Origin of the sequence: Streptomyces sp. NPDC059696, from assembly GCF_042733745.1 — a bacterium.
In the GTDB taxonomy this organism is placed as follows: Bacteria; Actinomycetota; Actinomycetes; order Streptomycetales; family Streptomycetaceae; genus Streptomyces.
Map to the genome: position 1 here is coordinate 75,550 of NZ_JBHWFG010000026.1, position 24,604 is coordinate 100,153.

17 protein-coding genes are annotated in these 24,604 nt (G+C 72.7%); 4 read left to right on the forward strand and 13 right to left on the reverse strand.

All coding sequences use genetic code 11. The features are described from left to right. Positions 1-16 precede the first annotated feature (16 nt). The 3 genes from ACFV20_RS26160 to ACFV20_RS26170 form a co-directional block, all read right to left on the reverse strand. Positions 17-697: an AIM24 family protein gene (locus tag ACFV20_RS26160; protein ID WP_385660237.1), complete on the reverse strand. Its 681-nt coding sequence runs from the start codon at positions 695-697 to the stop codon at positions 17-19. 11 nt (positions 698-708) lie between these two features. Then, on the reverse strand, positions 709-2,433 hold the full coding sequence (locus ACFV20_RS26165) for a TerD family protein (RefSeq protein WP_385660239.1): 1,725 nt from the start codon (positions 2,431-2,433) through the stop codon (positions 709-711). A 142-nt stretch (positions 2,434-2,575) separates the two neighbouring features. Next, positions 2,576-3,184: a M48 family metallopeptidase gene (locus ACFV20_RS26170; protein WP_385660241.1), complete on the reverse strand. Its 609-nt coding sequence runs from the start codon at positions 3,182-3,184 to the stop codon at positions 2,576-2,578. 549 nt (positions 3,185-3,733) lie between these two features. Here ACFV20_RS26170 and ACFV20_RS26175 point away from each other — a divergent pair. Both ACFV20_RS26175 and ACFV20_RS26180 read left to right on the forward strand, forming a co-directional pair. Further along, the gene (locus ACFV20_RS26175) at positions 3,734-4,948 is read left to right on the forward strand and encodes a ThiF family adenylyltransferase (protein WP_385660243.1); all 1,215 of its coding nucleotides are present in this window, start codon (positions 3,734-3,736) and stop codon (positions 4,946-4,948) included. Continuing rightward, positions 4,941-6,311, forward strand: a complete 1,371-nt coding sequence (locus ACFV20_RS26180) for an ABC1 kinase family protein (protein ID WP_385660245.1) — start codon at positions 4,941-4,943, stop codon at positions 6,309-6,311. Before ACFV20_RS26175 ends, ACFV20_RS26180 begins: the two co-directional genes overlap by 8 nt. A 16-nt stretch (positions 6,312-6,327) precedes the next feature. Here the strand turns inward: ACFV20_RS26180 and ACFV20_RS26185 are convergent, their stop codons facing one another. The 5 genes from ACFV20_RS26185 to ACFV20_RS26205 form a co-directional block, all read right to left on the reverse strand. After that, positions 6,328-6,546: a hypothetical protein gene (locus ACFV20_RS26185; RefSeq protein ID WP_385660247.1), complete on the reverse strand. Its 219-nt coding sequence runs from the start codon at positions 6,544-6,546 to the stop codon at positions 6,328-6,330. 348 nt (positions 6,547-6,894) lie between these two features. Then, on the reverse strand, positions 6,895-7,218 hold the full coding sequence (locus tag ACFV20_RS26190; protein ID WP_234850635.1) for a hypothetical protein: 324 nt from the start codon (positions 7,216-7,218) through the stop codon (positions 6,895-6,897). Then, positions 7,215-7,583: a WhiB family transcriptional regulator gene (locus tag ACFV20_RS26195; protein WP_033313877.1), complete on the reverse strand. Its 369-nt coding sequence runs from the start codon at positions 7,581-7,583 to the stop codon at positions 7,215-7,217. Before ACFV20_RS26195 ends, ACFV20_RS26190 begins: the two co-directional genes overlap by 4 nt. Positions 7,584-7,756: 173 nt before the next feature. Further along, positions 7,757-8,083 carry a hypothetical protein gene (locus ACFV20_RS26200; protein ID WP_385660250.1) on the reverse strand — a complete coding sequence of 109 codons (327 nt, stop codon included), beginning with the start codon at positions 8,081-8,083 and terminating at the stop codon, positions 7,757-7,759. 164 nt (positions 8,084-8,247) lie between these two features. Beyond that, positions 8,248-10,443, reverse strand: a complete 2,196-nt coding sequence (locus ACFV20_RS26205) for an ATP-dependent DNA helicase UvrD2 (protein WP_385660252.1) — start codon at positions 10,441-10,443, stop codon at positions 8,248-8,250. 183 nt (positions 10,444-10,626) lie between these two features. Between ACFV20_RS26205 and ACFV20_RS26210 the strand changes: the two genes are divergently transcribed. Beyond that, complete coding sequence (locus tag ACFV20_RS26210; protein ID WP_385660254.1) at positions 10,627-10,869, forward strand: mycoredoxin; 243 nt, start codon at positions 10,627-10,629, stop codon at positions 10,867-10,869. Positions 10,870-10,963: 94 nt separating this feature from the next. Here the strand turns inward: ACFV20_RS26210 and nudC are convergent, their stop codons facing one another. The 5 genes from nudC to ACFV20_RS26235 all read right to left on the reverse strand — a co-directional run bounded on the left by nudC (position 10,964) and on the right by ACFV20_RS26235 (position 21,559). Beyond that, the gene (nudC, locus tag ACFV20_RS26215; protein WP_385660256.1) at positions 10,964-11,908 is read right to left on the reverse strand and encodes an NAD(+) diphosphatase; all 945 of its coding nucleotides are present in this window, start codon (positions 11,906-11,908) and stop codon (positions 10,964-10,966) included. Between the two features lie 155 nt (positions 11,909-12,063). Beyond that, a complete protein-coding gene (locus tag ACFV20_RS26220; protein ID WP_385660258.1) occupies positions 12,064-13,467 on the reverse strand; it encodes a dipeptidase in 1,404 nt (467 codons plus the stop codon). Between the two features lie 10 nt (positions 13,468-13,477). Next, on the reverse strand, positions 13,478-17,236 hold the full coding sequence (locus ACFV20_RS26225; protein ID WP_385660260.1) for a UvrD-helicase domain-containing protein: 3,759 nt from the start codon (positions 17,234-17,236) through the stop codon (positions 13,478-13,480). A 91-nt stretch (positions 17,237-17,327) separates the two neighbouring features. Further along, positions 17,328-20,900, reverse strand: coding sequence for a UvrD-helicase domain-containing protein (locus ACFV20_RS26230; protein ID WP_385660262.1), 3,573 nt, complete (start codon positions 20,898-20,900; stop codon positions 17,328-17,330). A gap of 266 nt (positions 20,901-21,166) precedes the next feature. Beyond that, positions 21,167-21,559, reverse strand: a complete 393-nt coding sequence (locus ACFV20_RS26235; protein WP_385660265.1) for an MGMT family protein — start codon at positions 21,557-21,559, stop codon at positions 21,167-21,169. Positions 21,560-21,745: 186 nt separating this feature from the next. Between ACFV20_RS26235 and ACFV20_RS26240 the strand changes: the two genes are divergently transcribed. Then, on the forward strand, positions 21,746-24,487 hold the full coding sequence (locus ACFV20_RS26240) for a lysylphosphatidylglycerol synthase domain-containing protein (RefSeq protein WP_385660267.1): 2,742 nt from the start codon (positions 21,746-21,748) through the stop codon (positions 24,485-24,487). Positions 24,488-24,604 lie beyond the last annotated feature (117 nt).

Consider the following 24,604-nt stretch of genomic DNA (forward strand, 5'->3'; position numbering starts at 1 on the left):
GACGTGTGGCTCCCCCTCAGCCCCGGAACCGGAGGCGGTCGGTGCTGTCCTCGCTGGGCTGGACGACGACGATGCCCTGACCGGAGAAGGCCATCTGGTAGGCCTCGCCGCTGCCGCGGCCGATCAGCGACTGCGCCCGGAAGCTGCGCTTGCCCTTCACCTTGAGGTTCGGGGACCAGGCGACGAGCGCGTCGGGGTCGACGTAGGTCTCGTCCTCGCCGCCTCCGCAGTCCACGACGATGGGCTTGCCCCGGGAGGTCAGCGCGACCCAGCCCTGCCCGGAGATCTTGGTGTTCCACAGACCCTGCCCGGCGAACTTCGCCAGGCCCTTGACGCGCTCCACGCCCCATGCCAGGTGGGCGTCGAAGGCGAGCAGATTGGTGGCGTTGACCGAGATTCCGTCGCCGTTGAGGTTGATCACGACGACGTTCGCCCCGTAGTCGGCGAGGTAGAGCAGGCCGTCGCCGGAGCACTTCATCAGGGGCGCGCCCTCACCGGTGAGCCAGTCCTTGGCGATCTGGCGCACGGCCGGCGGGTTGGGCTCGTACTGCACGAAACCCTCGTAGGCGACCATCGACCCCACGCGCGCGAGGAGGTCGTTTCCGGTCTGCATGGCGACCTTCAGCATGTGGTTGCCGTGGTTCTCCATGCGGGCGGTGACGGGTGCGGGGGCGTGGCCCGCGAGTTGCTGTGTCATGACGGGCTCCCTCAGACCTCGTACGGCTGGACGACGATGAAGTTGCCGGGCGCTCCCCGGAACTGGAGGTTGACGCTCTCCCCCGTGTCACCGGGGTAGGCGTTGCGGCGCATGCGCACCTGGCTGGAGACGACGACCTGGGCGGCGGCCGACCAGGCGACCACGGCGTTGCAGTCGGCGAACGTGGTGGGCGTGACGGGCAGGACCACGGGCGTGCCGTGCGTCTTGACGACGATGGTGCCGGTGCCCTGGAACTGCATGGTGAACAGCGCTCCGCCGGGGATGCCGTGGCCCTCGATGCGTCGCACCTCGTAGGTGAGGCTCTCGTCGAAGGCGAGGACGTTCTCGGCCGACACGCAGACGGCGTCGCCCTGCAGTTCGAGGGGGTGCAGCATGGTCGAGTTCTCGGCGAGGAACACCTGCCCCTGCCCCGTGCAGCGCATCAGCTGCATCTCCTGGCCGGTCGCGTTGCCCACGATCCGGCCGGAGAACCCGGCGCCCTTGTAGCTGAAGTCGACCTTGCCCTGGTAGAGCACCATGCTGCCCTGCCGGGCCAGCACCGGCTGTCCGCCGATGCCGAGATCGACGCGGACGAGCTTCTTGTTCTGCTGCGTCCAGCGCTGCCCGGTGGGGGTCTCCTTGAACTGCTGGAGCGCGGCGGACACTCCGGGACCCTGGGGGGCGCCTTGCGGAGCGCCCTGGGGGGCGGCGTGGGGTGCCTGTCCGTAGGGCGGCTGCTGGCCGTAGCCGGGCGAAGGTGTGGGCTGGCCGTAGCCCGGGGGCGGTGTGGGCTGGCCGTAGCCGGGGGGCGGAGCCGGGGCGTGCGGCGCCTGGGGCTGGCCGTAGCCGGGAGGCGGCGGGGCGGTCTGGCCGGGGACCTGGCCGTGGTGCGGCGGCTGCTGGCCCGGCTGGCCGTACGGTGCGGGCGCCGGGGCCGGAGGCGGCACCGGAGAGCCGCCGGGCGGCGTGTGCAGGGGCGCGACGATGGTCGGGGCGGCGTGCACCTGGGGTGCGGGCGCCGGGGGCGGCGTGTGGCCGGGCGGCGGTGCGAAGCCCTGCGCGGCGGGCTGGGGCGTGGGGGCCGGGGGTGCCGGCCGGGCGGGAGGCGCGGTGGGTTCCGGAGCGGCCGGGACGCCGAACGCGGGCGGGGCGAAGCCGGGTGCGGCACCGGCCTGCGGCTGCTGCGGGGCGGGAGCCGGTGCCTCCTCCTCGGCGACCTCGCCGCCGAAGTTCTTCAGCAGCGCGTCGAGGCCCCCGTCGAAGCCCTGGCCGACGGCGGCGAACCGCCAGACGTCCTTGAGGTAGAAGTCGCCCAGCATCACGGCCCGTTCGGTGGAGAACTCCGAGCCGTTGAAGGAGTAGCGCGCCACCTCCTCGCCGCCCGCGACGATGCGGATGTACCCGGAGGCGATCTGCGACATCTGTCCGGCGCCGTCGATCGTCGCCGTGAAGGACAGCTTCTGGATCTGCGACGGGATCCGGTCGAGCGTCACCCGGAAGGACTCCGTGTCGCCCGCCTGGGCACCCAGGAGCTGAATGGACTCCTCGGGGGACTTCGGCTGGTTGAAGAAGACGAAGTACCGGTCGTCCGAGAGCCGTTCGTCGGCGTCGAGGCCGAAGCAGCTGATGTCGAAGGTCAGTCCGGGGCCGGTGATCTGTACACCTACGTACAGATCCGTGCCCGCGGTGAGGTCACTGATCCTGGCCTTGTGGCCGCGTTGGAATTCCCTGGCCATGCGTAACGACCGTCCCCCATCCAGAACGTGAGTGCGTCGCGCCAGGCTAACGGCAAACTCGGACACCGGACGAGGTCGGTACAGAGCCGGTACACAACGTCCGCACGGCCGTATCGGCTGTTCGCTCGCGGAAAGCGGTCGGTCACCCGGCGGGGGCCCCGCCCCGCGCGCCGGGCACATGGGGCAACCGCTCGGCGGCGACCACGCCTTCGAGGTATCCCCGGGCCCGTTCCGTACGCGGATAGGCCTTGAGGAGTTCCCAGAAGCGAGGCCCGTGTCCGGGAACGAGCAGATGCGCGAGTTCGTGGACGAGGACGTAGTCGACGACGTACTCGGGCATCCCCTGGAGGCGGTGCGAGAGGCGGATGCTGCCCTCGGAGGGGGTGCAGGAGCCCCAGCGCGTGTTCTGGTTGGTCACCCAGCGCACCGACGCGGGCCGGGCCCGGCCGTCGAAGTACTGGTCCGAAAGACGCCGGGCCCGCTCGGCCAGCTCGGCGTCGCCGAGGGCTCGCTTGCTCTCCTGGGCGGCCAGTTTGTCGAGCATGACGGTCACCCAGCGCTGCTCCTCCGCCTCGGACATCCGGGCGGGGATGAGCACCACGGTGCGATCGCCCTCGCGGTACGCGGAGACCGTTCTGCGTCGGCGGGTACTCCTGCGGACCTCGATCGCGCTCGCCCTCGAGCCGCTCGGCGGCTGGCTCGTCGTGCTGCGCTGTGCGGTTCCGGCGCGGTGCAGTGGGTCGGCGGGCACGCCCCGACGTTACCCGCTGCACACGGGGAAGTCCCGACTCCTGGACGGTTCGGTGCCGCCACTCCCGCCCGGCCGCCGGATTTGTACGACCTGGCGTGTAGGGGCCGGTGAGTACCGGCTGACGCGCATGAGCTGGTGTGTTGGAGCGGGCGTGGACGCCCCCCGGGGTCCGTACGGCGCGGACGGGTCCGTACGGCACGAGGGGGTCCGTGCGGCACGAGCGCCGGATCCGTGCCGCCGGACGCCGTATCCCGGTTACTGGATGTCGGATCCAGGCCGCCGGGCGGCGGATCCGTGCGGCCGGGCCCCGGCACGTTTTCGACCTGGCCCCGGCACGCTTTCGACCTGGCCCCGCGAGCGGTACGACGAGTACGACCAGTACGACGAATACCCCACACCTGTGGACAACTTTCAGCAGCGCGCGGCGGGGTTGGGCATGCTGGATCTCGTCGGCGAAGCGACGGCGGGGCCGGTCCAAGGACCAGGGGCCGTGCCCGCGATCGCGACCGTCGGCATACGGGGACGATCTACGGCATACGGGGGCCTGTCATGCATCCGATGGTGAAACCCGCGCTCAAGCGCGGCTGGCGCGACCTGAAGACCGTGCAATTCGGGATGGCACCGGCACACGCGATGACGCTCGGCCCGATGGACCTGGCGTCGGGCAGCTTCCTGGACCTGCTGAACGGCACGCGCGGGCTTGAGCTGCTGCGCGAGGAGGGTCGCCGCATGGACCTGCCCGACGGTCATGTCGACAGACTGGTGCAGGGGCTCGCGCGGGCCGGGCTGCTGGACGACGCCCGCGGGGGCGGGCCCGCCGCCGACGCCCTGCGGAAGAAGAAGGGCGTCCTCGACCGGCTGCGTCCCGATCTGGCCTCCCTCTCCCTGACGACCTCGGCCCCGGGCGAAGCCATGGGGCGGCTGGCCGCGCGGCGCTCGCAGCGCGTGCAGGTCCGAGGGGCGGGCCGGGTGGGTGCCGTGCTGGCCTCGCTGCTGGCCGGCGCGGGCGTGGGCCGGGTGGACGTGATGGACGGGGGCTGCGTGGAGCCGTGGGACGTCGCGCCGGGCGGCCATCCGGTGGACGCCGTCGGCGACCGCAGGGACGAATCGGCCCGCCGCGCCGTGCGCAGAGCGGCCCCGGACCGGCCGCCGCGCCGCACGACGGCAGTGGGGTCCTCCGAGGAAGACGAGCCGGGATTCTCCCTTGTCGTTCTCGCGCCCCGGGACGATGTCGCCGTGTACGCGCCGGACCCGGCCGCCGCCGAGCCGCTGATGGCAGCCGGGACGCCCCATCTGTACGCCGGGGTCGTGGAGGGCACCGGCGTCGTCGGTCCTCTCGTCCTGCCCGGCGAGACGGGGTGTGCGGGATGTCTCCACGAGGGCCGTACCGATCTCGACCCGGCCTGGCCGCGTCTGGTCGCCCAGTGGCGCTCCGGCAGGCAGCGGCAGGTCCGGCCATGTGATCTGACACTGGCTACGACCGTGGCCGGGCTGGCGGCCGCCCATGCGCTCGCTTTCCTCGACGACCGGGTCCCCTCCAGCGCCGGGGCACGCTGGGAGTGCTCCGTCCCTGGTCTGGACTGGCGTGCGCGGCCGCTCCGGGCGCATCCGGGGTGCTCGTGTGCAGCTGCGGAGAGAGGAAATGGGGAGCACCTCTCGGAGGACGGGGGGTCGCACGAGACAATGGCTGTGCAACGGCCGTCGGAGCAGTGCCGTGAGGCAGAGGCGGAGCGGCCGGCTGGGACTTGGAGGGCGCATGTCTGATCTTCCCCGGAAGGCGGTTACCCGGACCGCCAAGCTCGCCGCGCTCCCGCTCGGCATCGCCGGGCGGGCGACCTGGGGATTCGGCAAGCGGATCGTCGGCGAGTCCGCCGAGCTCGTCGGCCGCGAACTGCAACAGCGCACGGCGGAGCAGCTGTTCAAGGTGCTCGGTGAGCTCAAGGGCGGTGCGATGAAGTTCGGCCAGGCGCTGTCCGTCTTCGAGTCGGCGCTGCCGGAGGAGGTGGCCGGCCCTTACCGGGCCGCGCTGACCAAGCTCCAGGAGGCGGCGCCGCCCATGCCGACCCGGACCGTGCACACAGTGCTGGAGGAGCGGCTCGGCGAGGGCTGGCAGGAGCTGTTCCTGGAGTTCGAGGACAAGCCCGCCGCCGCGGCCTCGATCGGCCAGGTCCACCGGGGGGTGTGGCACGACGGCCGCGAGGTGGCGGTCAAGGTGCAGTACCCGGGCGCGGGCGAGGCCCTGCTGTCGGACCTGAACCAGCTGAGTCGCTTCTCGCGCCTGCTCGGCCCCCTGATCCCCGGCATGGACATCAAGCCGTTGATCGCGGAGCTGAAGGACCGCGTCTCGGAGGAGCTGGACTACGGCCTGGAGGCCCAGGCCCAGCAGGCCCACGCGGAGGAGTTCGCGGACGACCCGGACGTGCTCGTGCCGCAGGTGGTCCATCAGTCGGACCAGGTCCTGGTGACCGAGTGGATCGACGGCATCCCGCTGTCGGAGATCATCTCGGACGGCACCCAGCAGCAACGCGACCGTGCCGGTCAGCTCCTGGCCCGGTTCCTGTTCTCCGGCCCCGCCCGCACAGGGCTGCTGCACGCCGATCCCCACCCGGGCAACTTCCGGCTCCTGCCCGGTGGCCCGGACGGTGAGGACGACTGGCGCCTCGGCGTGCTGGACTTCGGCACGGTCGACCGGCTCCCCGGGGGCCTGCCGGCCACCATCGGCGAGTCACTGCGGATGACCCTCGACGGGGAGGCCGAGGCGGTCTACGAGCTCCTCTGCGCGGAGGGGTTCGTCAAGGAGACCATAGAGCTGGACCCGGACGCCGTCATGGACTACCTGCTGCCGATCATCGAGCCGGCCCAGGTCGAGGAGTTCACCTTCACGCGGGGCTGGATGCGCAGCCAGGCGGCACGGGTCGCCGACCCCCGCTCCCCTGCCTACCAGCTCGGCAAGCGGCTCAACCTGCCTCCGTCCTATCTGCTGATCCACCGTGTGACGCTGAGCACGATCGGCGTGCTGTGCCAGCTGGGGGCGGCGGTGCGGCTCCGCGAGGAACTGGAGGAGTGGCTGCCGGGGTTCGTTCCGGAGGACCCGGCCGATGGCGAGGAGGCAGTGGCGCAGGCGTGAGCCCAGGTCGTGGGGTTCACCACCAGCCGGAGTCCAGGCGCCCCTCGATGGACCGGAGGTTCTCCCGGGAGCAGGCTTCGCAGAAGTGGCGAGGTGCGCCGTCCTCCAGGGAGTAGGTCCAGGTGAGGGGCGGACCTTCGGTCAGGACCTCGGCCGAGGTGCCACAGCGGGCACAGACGAAGCGCCGCGGCTTCGCGGCGGACCCGTCGTCACCGCCTTCTGAAGCGCTCGTCATCACTGCCTCCTGAGGGACGCGCGTCATCCGGCGACGATAGCTCCGTGCCCGGCGACACGCCGGGCACAACGCCCGCGCTCCCTCGTCGCACCGCTGCGGCGTGGGCCCACGCCCGCCCCTGGTCTCACGGTGCGGTACCGGTCGACCCTTCCCCGGCGAGCGGCGCCCCGGTTCGACGGAAGTGCTGCGTCCACCGGTCGGTACAACGCGACGCGTCCCTCATGCGCTCATGCGCTACTCAACGCGCCGCGGGGACCGGCCCGTTCGGTACGGACCGGCCCCCGCGGTGAGAGTTCGGCGGCGGCAGCCCGGCGTCCGGGCCGGGCAGCCCCGCTTCAGTGCGGCGGATTACTGCATGACCGCCATGGCGAGCGCGCGGCGGGCACGCAGCGAGGCGCGCTCCGCCCTGCGCTGCATGCGGCGGGCGGCCACCAGGCGCACGGCCAGGCGGTCCCTCTCCGCCTCCTGCAGTCGCTCGCGCATATGCGCGCGAGCCATGGCTTCTGGAATGAGTTGCATCTCTCGGGTCCTGTTCTGACGCGAGTCCTTCGCGCCGCTGATGGTGAAGTCTTGGGTTGCGGAGCCGGCGGGCTCGTACGTGGACGGCTTCATCGGGGCCTGCTTCTGGGGGTCGTGCGTGAGGGGGCGGTCGATCGTTCCTGCGGTGTTCATGCCGTGACCGGGTTCTTGCGCGGGCGGCCACGCGGCCGCTTCCGGGCGACGACGACACCCTGGACGAACAGCTCGCCACCCCAGACGCCCCAGGGCTCACGCCGCTCCTTGGCGCCGGCGAGGCAGGCCTCGACCAGCGGGCAGGTGCGGCAGAGGGACTTGGCGTACTCGACGTCCGCGGGCGACTCGGCGAAGAAGACCTCCGGGTCGTAGGAACGGCACGGGACGGGTACGCCGAGGTTCTCGATGGCGTCGTCGAGCGCGGTGAGCGCGGTGAGCGGGGTCAAGGCGGGGTCCTCCGTGGAGCCGGGCTTGGGGATCGTGTCGGAAGGCGGTACGGACGGGGCGTGCGCTTCGAGTTGCACGGTTCGTCTTCCTCGTCTGCTCGTGCCGGCCTGTTGGCCGAAGGGTGGTGGTACCGGGTTCTTTTCTTGTCCCGAGGCTCCTTCGGTCTGTCATCCCTGTTCAGGGACAAACAGAAGGGCCGCGGATCCCGGATGGGGTTCCGCGGCCCTGAAGGCGCCGGCCTGATCGATGATCAGGCTGGATCACTCCAGGGTTCTGGCCCACGGAAGGCCCACATCTGGTGGTGCTGCGTCGTCTGCTTCCGGAATCCGGCACCGGTCGCCGTAAAGGCATAGGCCTGTGCCTGTGCCGCTACTGCCGCTTCCAGTGCCTTGGTCGGTCGCTCATTGCGCTCACGAACGGGAAGGCCCGCGGGAGCAACGGAGGAGGACGCCGGACGGACGGCACGAATGCCGGACAGACCGGTGCCCAGGTTCGAAACGCCGAGCATGCACGCGGAGACGGCCGAGCGATCGGTCATTTTCACGGTGCTGACGGAGCTGGTGTTGATGCTGATCACTGGACTCGCCTCCTCTCGGCGTCTCGGGGGACTGGATGAACCAGTCCGACGGATATGCAAGTACAACACGGAATCAGGGCCTCCGAGAAGGCCGCTGCTCTCGTGCCTAAGAACCTATGGGGATTGCTGGGGCATGCGCAAACTATTTTTTCGACGAGTTCGTGTCAGTCCCGATCCGTGCTCCCCGCGCCTGACTGGCCTGCGCAGATGGCCAGTACGTCGGCCCCGTAACGGGTGAGCTTGCGCATCCCCACGCCCGGGATGCGGGCGAGCTCGCGCTCGTCGTCGGGGGCGGACTCGGCGATGGCCATCAGAGTCCTGTCCGTGAACACGCAAAAGGCGGGCTGGCCGCTGCTGCGCGCCTGGTCGGCGCGCCACTCCCGCAGCCGCTCGAACAGTCCCTCGTTCATGTCGGAGGGGCAGTCGTCGCAGCGCATCAGCTTCATCTCGCCGGCGTCGGTCAGCGTGCGGCCGCAGACCCGGCAGCGGGCGGGAACTCGCTGCACCCTCCTCGGGGCGGAACCCCTGGTTCCGGGAATTCCGCGCTCGATGCCGCCCGCCCCGCCGGCTGTGGCGCGCCCCATGGTCGGTGTCGAACCAGGACGCAGTCCGTCGAGGAATCGGCTCGGACGGCGATTGGGGCGGCCCCCGGGTGAGCGGGAGAGCGCCCAGGAGACATGGAGGCGCTCGCGCGCGCGGGTGACACCGACATACAGCAGGCGGCGCTCCTCCTCGATCTGCTCGTCGGTCTTCGCGTAGGTGATCGGCATCATGCCCTCGGCCACGCCCACCAGGAAGACGACGTCCCACTCCAGACCCTTGGCCGAGTGCAGGGAGGCGAGGGTGACGCCCTGCACGGTGGGGGCGTGCTGGGCATTGGCCCGTTCGTCGAGTTCGGCGACGAGGTCCGCCAGGGTGGCGCCCGGCTTGGCGGCGGCGAAGTCCTGGGCGAGGTGCACCAGGGCGGCCAGGGACTCCCAGCGTTCCCTGACCGCGCCCGAGCCTGCCGGTGGCTGGCTCGTCCAGCCCTCTCCCGACAGCACGGCACGTACCTGGGAAGGGAGGTCGACGGCGTCGTCGAGAAGAGAGTCGTTGCCGCCGAAGCGAGCCGCGCCGCGCAGGGCGATGCCCGCCTTGCGCACCTCGGGGCGGTCGAAGAACCGCTCGGCGCCGCGCAGCTGGTAGGGCACGGCGGCGTCGGCGAGGGCCTGCTCGTAGGTCTCGGACTGGGCGTTCGTCCGGAACAGGATGGCGATCTCGGAGGCCGGGACCCCCGAGTCGATGAGTTCGCGGATGCGGCGGGCCGCGCCTTCCGCCTCGGCGGGCTCGTCGGTGTACTCGGTGTAGACCGGCTCGGGTCCCGCGGCGCGCTGGGAGACGAGCTCCAGACGGTGGTCGGCGGCCCGGCCCCGGGCCTGGGCGAGGAGGCCGTTGGCGAGGTGGACGACCTGCGGGGTGGAGCGGTAGTCACGGACGAGCTTGACGACGGTGGCACCGGGGTGGCGGGTGCGGAAGTCGAGCAGGTGGTCCGGGGTGGCTCCGGTGAACGAGTAGATCGTCTGGCTGGCGTCCCCGACCACGCACAGGCTGTCCCGTTCCCCCAGCCACAGTTCCAGCAGACGCTGCTGGAGGGGGCTGACGTCCTGGTACTCGTCGACCACGAAGTGCTGGTACTGGGCGCGGATCTGCTCCGCGATGTCGTGACGGTCCTGCAGGACGGCCACGGTCAGCAGCAGCACGTCCTCGAAGTCGATGACGGACCGCTCGCGCTTGACGTCCTCGTAGGCGGCGTAGAGCTGGGCGATCTCGGCCGGGTCGCGAGGGGACTCGCGGCCCGCCTTGGCGGCGGCGGGCGCGTAGTCGGCGGGGACGGTCTGGGTGACCTTGGACCATTCGATCTCGGCGGTGACGTCCCGCAGCTCGCCGCGGTCGAGCCGGATGCGGCAGGCGGCCGCAGCGTCGGCGACGAGCTGGATCTTGCGGTCGACGAGCCGGGGCATGGAGCCGCCGACCGCTTTCGGCCAGAAGTACTGGAGCTGGCGCAGGGCGGCCGAGTGGAACGTACGGGCCTGGACGCCGGCCGCGCCGAGCTGGCGCAGCCGGCCGCGCATCTCTCCGGCGGCACGGTTGGTGAAGGTGACGGCGAGGACGCTGGACGGGTGCAGGATGCCTGCGCGTACTCCGTAGGCGATGCGGTGGGTGATCGCCCGGGTCTTGCCCGTGCCCGCGCCCGCCAGGACGCACACCGGACCGTGCAGGGCCGTGGCCACCTCGCGCTGCTCGGGGTCGAGCCCCTCGAGCACGGCGTCGGCGGAGTCCGGTACCTGCGGGAACAGGGTGGAGTGCGTTGCTGCTGTCACACGGCCATGCTGCCAGGTCGCGCGAGACGGCAGCGTCGGTTGTCCACAGGCGGGCACTGATAGTCGTACGAATGCGGCAGGCGTCACGTCGGGCCGGGCCCCGTGTCCGGGAATGGCGGACCCTTCCCATACGTTCTGTCACTGCGAGCACCCACCCCGAGCCACCTGAGGAGCACGAGAGACATGCTGGGCACTGTGACGATGTACAGCACCACGTGGTGCGGCTACTGCCGCCGGCTGAAGAGCCAGATGGACCGCGAGGGCATCGCGTACACCGAGATCAACATCGAGCAGGACCCGGAGTCCGCGGCGTTCGTCGAGAAGGCGAATGGCGGAAACCAGACGGTGCCCACCGTTCTGTTCGCGGACGGCTCGACGCTCACCAACCCCTCGCTTGCCCAGGTGAAGCAGAAGATCGGCGCCTAGTCGCCGTGCACCCGTGCGCGGAAGGCGGCCCCTGAGACAGCTCAGGGGCCGCCTTCTCGCGTCCGGCCCTCACCACGGTCCTTCGCGGCCGCGGTCAGATGACACTCCGCGTAGGGAGCGGCTTGCCGTACCAGAGTTCGATCAGGCGGGCCGCGATGGAGATGCCGTAGGGCGGGAGCACCTCGCCCGACTCGAAGGCGGCGTGCAGCTCCTCGCGGGAGAACCAGCGGGCCTCGTGGATCTCGTCGCCGTCGACCTCGATCTCGGTGGAGGTGGCGTGGGCCATGAAGCCCAGCATGAGGCTGGACGGGAAGGGCCAGGGCTGGCTGGCGACGTACTCGACCTGGCCGACGCTGACGCCGACCTCCTCGAGGACCTCGCGCCGCACCGACTGCTCGATGGACTCGCCGGGCTCGACGAAGCCCGCCAGCGTCGAGAAGCGGCCCTCGGGCCAGTGGACCTGGCGGCCGAGCAGGAGGCGGTCGTCCTCGTCGGTCACGGCCATGATCACGGCAGGGTCCGTGCGCGGGTAGTGCTCCGCGCCGCAGGCCGGGCAGCGGCGGATGTGCCCGGCGGCGGCGATGACGGTGCGCTCGCCGCAGCGCGAGCAGAAGCGGTGCGTGCGCTGCCAGTTCTCCAGGCCCACCGCGTGCACCATGAGGCCCACGTCGCGGGCCGACAGCAGTGCGCCCGCCTCGCGCAGGCCGGCCGGACGCGCGGACTGGTCCATCCGTCCGGGCAGGGCGTCCTTCTGGAGGGCGAAGTAGCTGACGCCGTCCTCGTCGATGCCGAGGAAGTAGCGGTGTGCCTCGGTGAGGGGGGCCTCGAAGGAGGGGGTCATGACGAGTTCGGTGCGCCCGTCGGCCGTCTCGTCGATGAGGACCTGTCCGCCGGAGACCACGAAGCAGCGCGTCGTCGGGTGGCTCCACGCCGCCGCGAGCCAGGCCTCGTCGAGCCGGTGGTGGGCGGCCCGGTCGATGCCGCTCGGGGCGGTGAGCGAGATGGGGCGGTCGGCGTTGTGGTCGGTCCAGGTGGTCACGGGTGTTTCCAACTCCCCGGTGCAACGGTCGGGTTCGGCGGGCGGTTCAGTGGGACGTACGGCGGGCGGCGACCGGGTCCGGCGGGCTCGATCGGTGCGGGGCGGCGCTTCCAGTGTGCCCCGCACGCCTGACCGGACCGGCCGGAACGGGGCGCTCAGGGCGCATGGCGCCAGTTCTCGGCGAGGTCACCCCACAGGTACGCGGTGGTCTCGACGCCCTTGAGGAGCAGGTCGAGCTCGACTTTCTCGTTCGGGGCGTGCCAGCCGTCGGAGGGGACGGAGATGCCCAGGAACAGCACCGGGGCGCCGAGGACGTCCTGAAGGTCGGCAGCCGGGCCGGAGCCGCCCTCGCGCGTGAAGCGGACCGGCTGCTCGAAGGCACGGCCCATGGCGCGGGTGACCGACCGGAGGGCGGGGTGGTCCAGCGGCGTCAGGCACGGGCGGGTGGCCCCGCTGAACGTGATGTCGCAGCGGATCCCGGGCGGCACCTGCTGCTCCGCCCAGGCGCGGACGGCCTTCTCGACATGGCCGGGGTCCTGGCCCGCCACCAGGCGGAAGGACAGCTTCACCAGGGCGGAGGAGGGAATGATCGTCTTGCTGCCGGGGCCCTGGTAGCCGCCGCCGATGCCGTTGACCTCGGCGGTGGGGCGGGCCCAGATCCGCTCCAGGGTGGTGTACCCGGCCTCCCCCTGGGCGGCGTACGACTTGGCCGTGCGCAGCCACTGCTGCTCGTCGAAGGGCAGCTCGGCGAGGAGCTCGCGCTCGCGGTCGGTGAGTTCGACGACGCCGTCGTAGAAGCCGGGGATCGCCACGCGCGCGTGCTCGTCGTGCAGGGCGGCGACCAGGCGGGCGGCGGCCGTGGCCGGGTTGGGCACCGCGCCGCCGAACGAGCCGGAGTGGATGTCCTGGTCGGGGCCGTGCAGGCGTATCTCGCACTCGGCGAGGCCGCGCATGCCGGTGCACACCGTGGGGGTGTCCTCCGCCCACATGCCGGTGTCGGAGACGATCACGGCGTCGGCGGCGAGCCGCTCGGCGTACTGCTCGACCAGGTCCCGGAAGTGCGGGGAGCCGGACTCCTCCTCGCCCTCGATCAGCAGCTTCAGGTGCACCGCCGGGGTGGTGCGGCCGGTGGCGGCGAGGTGGGCGCGCACGCCGAGGGTGTGGAAGAAGACCTGCCCCTTGTCGTCGGCCGCCCCGCGCGCGTAGAGGCGGTTCCCGCGCACGACCGGCTCGAAGGGTTCGCTGTCCCAGCCGTCCTCGCGGGCGGCGGGCTGCACGTCATGGTGGCCGTAGACCAGCACCGTGGGCGCCTGCGGATCGTCGCAGGGCCACTCGGCGAAGACCGCGGGGGCGCCCGGGGTCTGCCAGACCTCGGCCGTCGGGAATCCGGTCTCCTTCAGCTTGGCGGCGAGCCAGTCGGCGCTGCGTCGTACGTCGGGCGCGTGGTCCGGCTGGGCGGACACCGACGGGATGCGCAGCCACTCGGCGAGGTCGTCGAGGAAGGCGGCGCGGTGCTGCTGGATGTACGTACGGACGACGCTGTCCGGGGTCTGGCTCATGGTCACGAGCCTATCGGCCCGCGCCGACGTCCTCGGAGTGCGGTTCCTCACCGGCCTCCGCCCCCCTCCGCGCACCGGTCTCCCCGCCGGACGGGTCCTCCAGCAGCAGCCGCTCCAGGGCGGCGAGGTCCGGCAGCTCGGGCCGGACGACCTCCCCGCTGCGCACGTACAGGAATGCCGCCGTGACCGACTCCGGCGGGACGCCCCGCTGCTCGGCCCAGGCCAGGCGGTAGACGGCGAGCTGCAGCGGGTCGGCGGTACGGGAGCGGTTGGTCTTCCAGTCGACGATCTCGTACGTCGCGTCCTGCCCTTCGCCCTCCTTGTAGACGGCGTCGATGCGGCCCCGGACGATCCGGCCGGCGATCTCGAGCTGGAAGGGGGCCTCCACCCGGTAGGGCGTGCGGTGCGCGTACGGGGTGCGCTCGAAGGCTTCCTTGAGGGCTTCCAGGTCCCTTTCGTCGGCGATCTCGGCGTCGCCGCCGGGCAGCTCCTCCGGCTCCAGCAGGGGCAGCATGAGCTCTTCGAAGCGGGCCTCCACCCAGGCGTGGAAGCGGGTGCCGCGGCGGGCCGCGGGCTGGGGCGGGCGGGGCATGGGACGCGCCAGCTCCTGGGCGAAGCCGTCCGGGTCGGCGGCGAGGCGCAGCAGCTGGGAGGCCGACAGCGACGCGGGGAGGGGGACGTCGGTGACGCCGTCGCGGGCCCGCAGGAGCTCGCCGGTGAGGGCGTCGAGATCGCGGTCCCAGGAGGCGACGGTACGGGCCTCCTCCGGGGTGAGGCGCTCATGGTCCCGGCTCCGGTTCCGGGGAGCCGGGTGCCCGGGGGTCCTGGGGTGCGGGCGGGCGGCCTGGGGCTCCGGCGGGGCGGCCTGATGGGGGACGGTGGGGCGGGTCGCGCCCCGGGCGTCACCACCGGCCGGGTCTGCGTCGTGGGCGTTCTCGCGGGGGGCCTCCTCGAAGGAACCGCCCTCGTCGAAGGGGTCCTCACCGTACGGGTCAGGACCGTCGAAGGGCTCCTCGCCGAAGGAACCCGGACCGTCGAACGGGCCCTCGCCGAGCGAGGCCGGATCGTCGAACGGGTCGGGCTCTCCGTACGCGTCCCCGCCGAACGCGTCGGGCTCGCCGAACGGGTCGGGTGCGTCGTACGGGTCGGGTGCGTCGTACGGAGGCTCTTCGTGGGCCGGCGCGTCGTCCTCGGGGGGTGCCGGCCACTCCGGGTCGTCGGCGGCGTCCGGGTCGTGCGTGGCCGCGGGACGCCCGTCCTCCTGGGAGGCCAGGTCCGCCAGGTGGGCCAGGACGGTCTCGGCGGCCGCGCGGCGGCGGGCCAGGGCCGCCTCGTCCAGGGGCAGGGGCCACACCTGGTCGGCCGTCGCCCGGTGCAGGGCCGGGTTCTCCTCGTCCTCGGCGGGTTCGTCCGCCCAGGCCTCGATCTCGCCGTACCCGGCCTCGCAGTGCTCGTAGAGAGCCTGGAGGAACGCGGACGGCCCGCGGCGCTTCTTCTGGGTCGGACCCCACCAGTGGCCGGAGCCCAGGAGGAGGGAGCGTGGGCGGGTGAAGGTGACGTAACCGAGGCGGAGTTCCTCGGTGTGCTGGTGGTCCTTCATGGCCTCGTGGAAGGCCTTCAGGCCCTTGGCGTCCCAGGAGGCCACGTCGGGGAGGGTGTCGGCGTCGCCGCGCAGCCCGTGCGGCAGGACCTTGCCCTGGGAGGTCCACTTCTCGCGGCCCTGGCTGCTGGGGAAAGTGCCGGTGACCAGGCCGGGGACGACCACGACGTCCCACTCCAGGCCCTTGGACTTGTGCGCGGTGAGCACCTTGACGGTGTTCTCCCCGCCGGGCAGGGCGTTGTCGAGCCCCTTCTCGTACTGGGCGGCGGTGCGCAGGAAGCCGAGGAAGGCCAGCAGGGTCGCCTCGTGGTCGCCGGCGGCGAAGGAGGCGGCGACATCGAGGAAGTTGGACAGGGTCTCGCGGCGGCGGGCGGCCAGGGCGTGCGGGGACGCCGACAGTTCCACCTCCAGGCCGGTGACGGCGAGGACGCGGTGCAGGACGTCCATCAGCGGGTCGGCCAGGGAGCGGCGCAGCTCGCGCAGTTCGGTGGCCAGCCGGGCGAAGCGCACGCGCGCGTCGGACGAGAACGGCAGTCCGTCGTCGTCCCCGCGGCCGTCCAGCGGGGTTTCCAGGAACGTGTCGAGGGCGTCGGCGAGGGAGATCACCTCGGAGGGGTCGACCCCTTCGACGGCCTCGGCGAGACGGCGGTCCTGGTCGTCGTCGTCCGCCACGCGCGCGTGGGCCACGAGGAACCGTGCGCGCCGCCCCAGCAGGGCGAGGTCGCGCGGGCCGATGCGCCAGCGGGGGCCGGTGAGCAGGCGCACCAGGGAGGCGTTGGCGCCGGGGTCCTGGAGGACCTCGCAGACGGCGACGAGGTCGGCGATCTCGGGCAGGTGCAGCAGCCCGGACAGGCCGACGACCTCGACCGGGATGTCCCGGGCGACCAGGGCGCCCTGGATCTCCGCGAAATCGGTGGCCGTGCGGCACAGGACGGCGATCTCGCCCGGTGCCGTACCGGTCCGCACGAGGTGGGCGACGGAGTCGGCGGCCCAGTCGATCTCCTCGGCGTGGGTGCGCAGCAGGGCACAGCGGACCGTGCCGTCGCGCTCGGCGCCGGGGGCGGGGCGGAGGGCCTCCACGCCCGCGTGCAGCGCGCGCAGGGGTTCCGCGAGGCCGTTGGCGAGGTCGAGGAGGCGGCCGCCGCTGCGGCGGTTCTCGCTGAGCGCCTGGCGGGTCGCGGGGCGGCCGTCGGCGTGGGCGAAGTGCTCGGGGAAGTCGTCGAGGTTGGCGACGGAGGCACCGCGCCAGCCGTAGATCGCCTGGCAGGGGTCGCCGACCGCGGTGACCGGGTGGCCGGTGCCCTCGCCGAAGAGGCCTGCCAGGAGGACGCGTTGGGCGACGGACGTGTCCTGGTACTCGTCGAGCAGGACCACCCGGAACTCCTCGCGCAGGAGGCGGCCCACCTCGGGGATCCCGGCGAGGCGGGCCGACAGGGCGATCTGGTCACCGAAGTCGATCAGGTCCCGCTCGCGTTTGGCGGCCCGGTAGCGGGTGACCAGTTCGGCCAGTTCCCGCCGGGCGGCGGCCGCTTCGGGGACCTTGCGCAGATCGGCGTTGCTGAGCTTGGCGCCCCGCAGGGTCAGCAGCAGCCGGGCGTCGTACGCGCGCAGGGCCTCGGGGCGTACGAGGTGCTCGGCGAGTTCGGCGTCCAGGGCGAGGAGGTCGCCGACCAGGTCGGGAAAGGAGCGGGTCAGGGCCGGGTAGGGCCCGGGGGCCTCGCGCAGGACGCGTGCGGCGAGCTGGAAGCGGGTGGCGTCGGCGAGCAGCCGGGACGTGGGCTCGAGACCGATGCGCAGGCCGTGGTCGGTCAGCAGACGGCCCGCGAAGGCGTGGTAGGTGGAGATCACCGGCTCGCCCGGCGGGTTGTCCGGGTCGATGGCGTCCGGGTCGGTGACGCCGGCCTTGACGAGCGCCTTGCGGACGCGCTCGGCGAGTTCGGCGGCGGCCTTGTTGGTGAAGGTGAGGCCGAGCACCTGCTCGGGGGCGACCTGGCCGGTGCCGACCAGCCACACCACGCGGGCCGCCATCACCGTCGTCTTGCCCGAGCCGGCTCCGGCGACGATCACCTGTGGGGCGGGCGGCGCGGTGATGCAGGCCGTCTGCTCCGGGGTGAACGGGATGCCGAGGAGCTCCTTGAGCTGTTCGGGATCGGTGATACGGGCGGGCACATCGAAAGGCTAGCGGCGGCCACTGACAGTGGGTGACCGAACCGGCCTCCGGGACAGGAGAAGCGCTGGTCAGCACAGGTGGTGCGATACCTCACTCGACGACGTGACGCCCCTCCTGGCGCGCGCTGCACGAGGCCCGGAACGCGCAGTGCGTGCAGTGCTGCCCGGCGGTCGGTGTGAAGCGTTCGTCGAGGACCTTCCCGGCGGCGGTGGCGAGCAGGTCGCCCACCCACTCCCCCTCCAGCGGCTCCTGGGCCTGCACCTTGGGCAGGCCCTCGCCGCCGTCCCGCTTGGCGGCTCCCTGCCGGAGGTGGACGAGTTCGGCGCCGCCCGGCTCGGGACGCACACCGTCGAAGGCGTCGTCGACGGCACCCTCGCGGACGGCCAGCTGGTAGACGGCGAGCTGCGGGTGGCGCTCCACCTCCTTGGAACTGGGCGCCTGTTTGCCGGTCTTGAAGTCCACCACGTAGGCGCGGCCGTCGCCGTCCGCCTCGACCCGGTCCATCTGGCCGCGGATGCGCACCCGGTAGTCGCCCGCCTCGAGGGTGACGTCGAAGTCGTGCTCGCTGGCGACGGGGGTGCGTCCGGTGCGGTTCATGACGTGCCACTGCAGGAAGCGTTCGAGCGCCACGCGCGCGTTGTCCTTCTCCTGGGCCGACTTCCACGGCGCGTCGAAGGCCAGCGCGTTCCACACGGAGTCGAGGCGTTCCATGAGGACGGTGAGGTCGGCCGGGGTGTGCCCGGAGGCGACCTCGTCGGCGAGGACGTGCACCACGTTGCCGAAGCCCTGGGCGGTGGTCGCGGGCGCGTCGGCCTTCACCTCGCGTCCGAGGAACCACTGCAGGGCGCAGGTGTTGGCCAGTTGGTCGAGGGCGCTGCCGGAGAGCACGACGGGCTGGTCGCGGTCGCGCAGCGGCACCTTGGACTCGGTCGGCTCGAACATGCCCCACCAGCGGTAGGGGTGCGCGGACGGCACCAGGGGGCGGCCGTCCTCGTCGGCGAGGGCGGCGAGCCGGGCCAGACGACGGGCGGCGGCCTCCCGGAGCGCGTCGGAGACGCGCGGGTCGACGGTGGTGGCGCGCAGTTCGGCGACGAGCGCCGCGACGGACAGCGGGCGGCGCGGGCGGCCCGTGACGTCCTTCGGTTCGACGCCGAGCTCGGTCAGGAAGCGGGAGGGCTGGTCGCCGTCGTCCGCGGGGGCCTTGACCGCGGTGACCACGAGGCGTTCACGCGCGCGTGTGGCGGCCACGTAGAACAGGCGGCGCTCCTCGGCGAGCAGTGCGCCGGGGGTGAGCGGTTCGGCGAGTCCGTCGCGGCCGATGCGGTCGGCCTCCAGGAGGGAGCCGCGGCGGCGCAGGTCGGGCCACAGGCCCTCCTGGACGCCGGCGACGACCACCAGGCGCCACTCCAGACCTTTGGATCGGTGCGCGGTCATCAGGCGGACGGCGTCGGGGCGTACGGCACGCCGTGTGAGGGTGTCGGCGGCGATGTCCTCGGCGTCGATCTCCGCCAGGAAGTTCAGGGTGCCCCGGCCGCCGGTGCGCTCCTCGGCGCGGGCGGCGGTGGCGAACAGGGCGCACACGGCGTCCAGGTCGCGGTCCGCGTTGCGCCCGGCGGCGCCGCCGCGGCGGGCGGCCCGCTCCAGGCGCGTGGGCCAGGGCGTGCCCTCCCACAGGTCCCACAGCGCCTCCTCGGCCGTGCCGCCGCCGGCCAGGCGCTCGCGGGCCTTGCGGAGCAGCGCGCCGAGGCGCTGGGCGCCACGCGCGTACGTGGGGTCGTGCACGGCGAGCCGCTCCGGCTCGGCGAGAGCCTGTGCGAGCAGTACGTCGGAGGGGGGCGGCAGCGGGTTGCCGGCGGCGCGCTCCTCGTCGCGCAGGGCGCGCCCGAGGCGGCGCAGGTCGGCGGCGTCCATGCTCGCGAGGGGGGACGTCAGGAGGGTGAGGGCGGTTTCGGTGTCCAGCCAGCAGGTGCTGCCCTGGGGGTGCGCGGGAGGCACACCCTCGGGGGACCCGGAGCCGTCGGTCTCCTGCGGCCCACGAGGATCGCCACGCGGGCCGTCACCGGCCTCGGTCTCCTGCGGCCCACGAGAAGCGTCACGCAGCCCGTCACCGGCCTCGGCCTCCTGCGGCCCACGAGAAGCGTCACGCAGCCCGTCACCGGCCTCGGCCTCCTGCGGCCCACGAGAAGCGTCACGCGGCCCGTCACCGGCCTCGGTCTCAGTCTCCTGTGGACCGGCGGGATCGGCCTCCCGGGCCCCGGTGGAGGACCCCGCCTCGGCCTCGGCCACCGCCCGCAACGCCGTCAGCAGCGGTGCCACCGCCGGTTCGTGCCGCAGGGGCAGATCGTCACCGTCGACGTCCACGGGGACGCCCGCCGCCGAGAGGGCGCGGCGGAGCGTCGGGATGGTGCGGGACCCGGCACGCACCAGGACGGCCATGTCCCGCCACGGGACGCCGTCTGCCAGATGGGCCCTGCGGAGGATGTCGGCGATGTTGTCCAGCTCCGTCCCGGCCGTCGGGTAGGTGTACGCCTCGACGCGGCCGCCGTCCCGCACGGGGGCCAGTTCGCGGTGGGCGCGGACCTTCTCGGCGGGCAGGCGGGTCAGGGGCATGCGCTGGGTGAGCAGCCGGGTGGCGGCGAGCAGGCCCGCGCCGGAGCGGCGGGACGTGCGCAGCACCGCGACGGGGGCGGGGCGGCCGTCCGCGCGCGGGAAGGCGTGCGGGAAGTCCAGGATGCCGTTCACGTCGGCGCCGCGGAACGCGTAGATCGACTGGTCGGGGTCGCCGAAGGCCACGAGCGTGCGCCCGCCGCCGGCCAGGGCGTGCAGCAGCCGTACCTGGGCGGGGTCCGTGTCCTGGTACTCGTCGACGTAGACGGCGTCGTACCGGGCGGCGAGCCAGGCGGCGACCTCGCGACGGCGGGCGAGGAGCACCGCGCGGTGGACGAGTTCCGCGTAGTCGATCACGCCCTGGAGGTCGAGCACGTCGAGGTATTCGGCGAGGAAGGCGGCCGCGGCGCGCCAGTCGGGCCGTCCCGTGCGGCGGGCGAAGGCGTCCAGGGCGTCGGGGCCGAGGCCCAGCTCACGGCTGCGCGCGAGGACCGCGCGGACCTCGTCGGCGAAACCGCGGGTGGTCAGGCAGGCGCGCAGTTCGTCGGGCCAGCGCACGTGTGCGAGCCCGAGGCGTTCCAGGTCGATCTGCCCCGCGAGCAGTTCCCGCACCGAGACGTCCTGCTCGGGGCCGGACAGCAGCCGCAGGGGCTCCACGAACAGGTCGCTGTCCTGGTGGGCGCGGACCAGGGCGTAGCAGAACGAGTGGAAGGTGGTCGCCCTGGGAGCACGGGCCGCCCCGGTCCGCAGGGCCATGCGGTCCCGCAGTTCGACGGCGGCCTTGCGGCTGAACGTCAGCACCAGGATGCGCTCGGGATCCCCGCCGCGGGCGATCCGCTCGGTCACGGACTCGACCAGCGTCGTGGTCTTGCCGGTGCCCGGACCTGCGAGGACGAGCAGCGGACCGGACGTGTGGTCAACCACGGAGCGCTGTGCGGCGTCCAGGAGAGGGGGGTCCACCCGAGCGGGAGGGGTACGTACCAGTCGGTAAGCGCCACTGTTCCCCCGCCGCACCCGGGGGTGCGACAGGCCGCTGGTGGAGGAAGAGGAGCTCACGTGGTTCGCCGGTTCTGGTGGAAGTGCTGGGTGGCGGGCCACCGCGCGTGGCGGGCGGTGACCGCGGGGTGACGGGGGCGCGCACAGCCGACGCTACGCCGCCGGGTGAGGCGGAAGCAGGGCTTCCCCTTCTTCCCGCTGGCCCCTCGCGACGCTCGTGGCACGCATGCCCCTCGCCTCACGAACGTACGTCATGGCCCCGGTGTGCCCCGATTCCCCCGTACGGATCACGGGTCACACGGGAGACCGTCCGATGGCGGAAGCTGTCAGGTGTGACCCTCCGCGCGATCACCGCCGTCCCACCGCGCCCGTCTCATGTCGATGCGCGGCAGGTGGCCCTCGGCGGCGCGGCTCGCGGCCTTCAGGGGTGTGCCCTCCGCCCGGTAGTGGGCGAGAGCCCGCTGTTCGTGGCCCGGCAGCAGGACGCCGTCCGCGCGGACGACCCGCCACCACGGAGCGGCTCCCCCGTAGAGCGCCATCACACGGCCGACCTGGCGCGGACCGCCCTGCTCCAGCCACTCGGCGACGTCCCCGTAGGTCATGACACGGCCGGGCGGGATCAGGTCGGCGACGTCGAGGACCCGCTCGGCGTACTCGGGCAGCGCTTGCGCGGGCTCGTCCTCGTACCGGCCCCCCTCAGGGCTCCTCTGCTCACTCATCCGCCCCATCCTGCCCCACCCCACCGACAACGGGCCGGGCGCGCTCCCGGGCGTTTCCCGCGCGCGGCGGGAGCGCGTCGGGCAGACTGTCCGCCCCCGCATGTGCACCCTGAATGCCCCGTGTGCCGGTGCGGCATGCCACCATCGTGCGGGCGGTGACCGGTGATACGAGACCAAGAAGAGACGATGAAGCAGCAGGGCGCGCACCCCGAGGACACGGAGGGCACCCCTGACGCTGCGTCGCGCCCGGGCACTCCGGAGGACCGTCGCAGAACGGCCGCGAAGAAGACCCGCGCACCCGCGCGGGAGCCGGAGTTCGCGCACATCGACGAGGTGGAGGGCGACGAACCGCTGCTCCCCGCGCGCGTGCACCGTCCCTCCGACCTGATGCGCCTGCTGGTGGGGGTGCTCGCGGTCGCGCTCCTGATCGGGATCGCCGCGTTCGCGCACGGCACCACCTCGGGCCTCGAGCAGGACATCAACAAGGGCACCGGGCAGGCGCCCGACCTGCTCATCAAGATCGCGGGGCTGGCCTCCAGCATCGCGATCCTGCTGGTGCCGGTGGCCTTCGCCATCGAGCGCCTGATCAAACGGGACGGACTGCGGATCGCCGACGGCGTACTGGCCGCGGTCCTCGCCCACGGTGTGACCCTCGCCACGGACCTGTGGGTGGCCCGGGCCGCGCCCGACTCGATCCAGGAGGCGCTGACCCAGCCCTCCCCCGGCGACATCCACGCGCTGACCGACCCCGTGCACGGGTACCTGGCGCCGGTCATCGCCTACATGACGGCCGTCGGCATGTCCCGCAGACCGCGCTGGCGCGCGGTGCTGTGGGTCGTGCTGCTCCTCGACGCCTTCTCCATGCTCGTCACCGGGTACACGACGCCGTTCTCGATCATCCTGACCGTGCTGATCGGCTGGACCGTGGCCTACGGCACGCTGTACGCCGTCGGCTCGCCCAATGTCCGGCCCACCGGGCAGACCCTGATGGCCGGCCTGCGGACCGTCGGCTTCCGCCCGGTCAGCGCCTCGCGCGAGGACACCTCCGACAACCCGGACACCGGCGACCGGGGCCGCCGCTACTTCGTCACCCTGGAGGACGGCCCGCCCCTCGACGTGACGGTCGTCGACCGCGAGCAGCAGGCGCAGGGCTTCTTCTACCGCGCCTGGCGCAACCTCACCCTGCGCGGCTTCGCCACCCGCAGCAGCCTCCAGTCGCTGCGGCAGGCCCTGGAGCAGGAGGCGCTGCTGGCGTACGCGGCGATCGCGGCCGGCGCCAACGCGCCCAAGCTGATCGCCACCTCCGAGCTCGGCCCCGACGCGGTGATGCTCGTCTACGAGCACAGCGGCGGACGCACCCTCGACTCGCTGCCGGACGAGGAGATCACCGACGATCTGCTGCGCGACACCTGCCACCAGGTGAAGGCACTGCAGTCGCGGCGCATCGCGCATCGCAGGCTGGTGGGGGACGCCATCCTGGTGGATCGTTCCGGCAAGGTGATCCTCACCGATCTGCGCGTCGGCGAGATCGCGGCCGGCGACCTGCTGCTGCGCATGGACACCTCCCAGCTGCTGGTGACGCTCGGCCTCCGGGTGGGCGCCGAGCGGGCGGTGGCCTCGGCGGTGGGCGTGCTCGGCCCCGACGCGGTGGCGGACTGTCTGCCGATGCTCCAGCCCATCGCGCTCAGCCGCTCCACGCGCGCGACGCTGCGCAGGCTGGCCCGCGAGCGGGCCCAGCGCGAGCGCGACGCGGTCCTGGAGGCCTCCCGGCAGGCCAAACAGGCCCGCATGGAGGAGGAGACGGAAGAGTCCGCGCCCGTCCTGGAGAAGCCCGGCAAGAAGAGCGACAAGAAGGCCGTACGGGCGGAGCAGCGGGCCGAGAAGCGGGCGATCGACGAGGCGCTGGAGGAGGCGCGCGAGGAGGACCTGCTCACGCAGATCCGGCACGCGGTGCTGCGGATCAGGCCGCAGGCACCCGTCGAGCCGGCCCGGCTGGAGCGGGTGCGTCCGCGCACGCTGATCAGTTTCATGGCCGGCGCGATCGGCGCGTACTTCCTGCTGACGCAGCTCACCCACATCGAGTTCGGGCCGCTCATCGCGAACGCCGAGTGGGGCTGGGTCGCCGCGGCCGTGCTGTTCTCGATGTGCAGCTACGTCGCGGCGGCGATGGCCCTGCTGGGCTTCGTCCCCGAGCGGGTGCCGTTCCTGCGGACGGTGGCGGCGCAGGTCGCCGGATCGTTCGTGAAGATCGTCGCTCCGGCGGCGGTGGGCGGCGTCGCGCTGAACACCCGCTTCCTGCAGCGCGCGGGGGTGCGGCCGGGCCTCGCGGTGGCGAGTGTCGGCGCGTCCCAGCTGTTCGGGCTCGGCTGCCACATCCTGATGCTGCTGTCCTTCGGCTATCTGACCGGCACCGAGAAGACGCCGTCGCTGTCACCCTCCCGGACGGTCATCGCCGGCCTGCTGACGGTGGCGGTGCTGGTGCTCGTGGTGACGTCGGTGCCGTTCCTGCGGAAGTTCGTCTCCACGCGCGTGCGGTCCCTGTTCGCCGGTGTCGTGCCGCGCATGCTGGACGTGCTCCAGCGGCCGCAGAAGCTGGTCACCGGCATCGGCGGCATGCTGCTGCTGACCGCCTGCTTCGTGATGTGCCTGGACGCCTCGATCCGCGCGTTCGGCGACGAGTCCACCTCGATCAGCATCGCCAGCGTCGCCGTCGTCTTCCTCGCGGGCAACGCCCTCGGGTCCGCGGCGCCGACCCCGGGCGGTGTGGGCGCGGTCGAGGCCACCCTGACGGTCGGTCTGATCGCCGTCGGCCTCCCGAAGGAGGTGGCGGCACCGGCGGTCCTGCTGTTCCGTCTGCTGACGCTGTGGCTGCCCGTCCTGCCGGGCTGGCTGGCCTTCAACCACCTCACCCGCAAGCAGGCCCTCTGAGCAGGGCGGGACGGTACCGGTCAGCGGCCCCCCAGGTCGGCGGTGAAGCGGCTCTCACGCCTCACTGAACCCTCCTCCCTCGTACGGCACGCGCCCCGCGCGCCCGGTCCTGGGCCG

What these genes read in the sequence shown, in the direction of transcription:
- ACFV20_RS26160 (WP_385660237.1), bottom strand. Translation starts at nt 697, where the DNA reads ATGACACAGCAACTCGCGGGCCACGCCCCCGCACCCGTCACCGCCCGC.
- ACFV20_RS26165 (WP_385660239.1), bottom strand. Translation starts at nt 2,433, where the DNA reads ATGGCCAGGGAATTCCAACGCGGCCACAAGGCCAGGATCAGTGACCTC.
- ACFV20_RS26175 (WP_385660243.1), top strand. Translation starts at nt 3,734, where the DNA reads ATGCATCCGATGGTGAAACCCGCGCTCAAGCGCGGCTGGCGCGACCTG.
- ACFV20_RS26180 (WP_385660245.1), top strand. Translation starts at nt 4,941, where the DNA reads ATGTCTGATCTTCCCCGGAAGGCGGTTACCCGGACCGCCAAGCTCGCC.
- ACFV20_RS26185 (WP_385660247.1), bottom strand. Translation starts at nt 6,546, where the DNA reads ATGACGAGCGCTTCAGAAGGCGGTGACGACGGGTCCGCCGCGAAGCCG.
- ACFV20_RS26190 (WP_234850635.1), bottom strand. Translation starts at nt 7,218, where the DNA reads ATGAACACCGCAGGAACGATCGACCGCCCCCTCACGCACGACCCCCAG.
- ACFV20_RS26210 (WP_385660254.1), top strand. Translation starts at nt 10,627, where the DNA reads ATGCTGGGCACTGTGACGATGTACAGCACCACGTGGTGCGGCTACTGC.
- ACFV20_RS26220 (WP_385660258.1), bottom strand. Translation starts at nt 13,467, where the DNA reads ATGAGCCAGACCCCGGACAGCGTCGTCCGTACGTACATCCAGCAGCAC.
- ACFV20_RS26235 (WP_385660265.1), bottom strand. Translation starts at nt 21,559, where the DNA reads ATGAGTGAGCAGAGGAGCCCTGAGGGGGGCCGGTACGAGGACGAGCCC.
- ACFV20_RS26240 (WP_385660267.1), top strand. Translation starts at nt 21,746, where the DNA reads ATGAAGCAGCAGGGCGCGCACCCCGAGGACACGGAGGGCACCCCTGAC.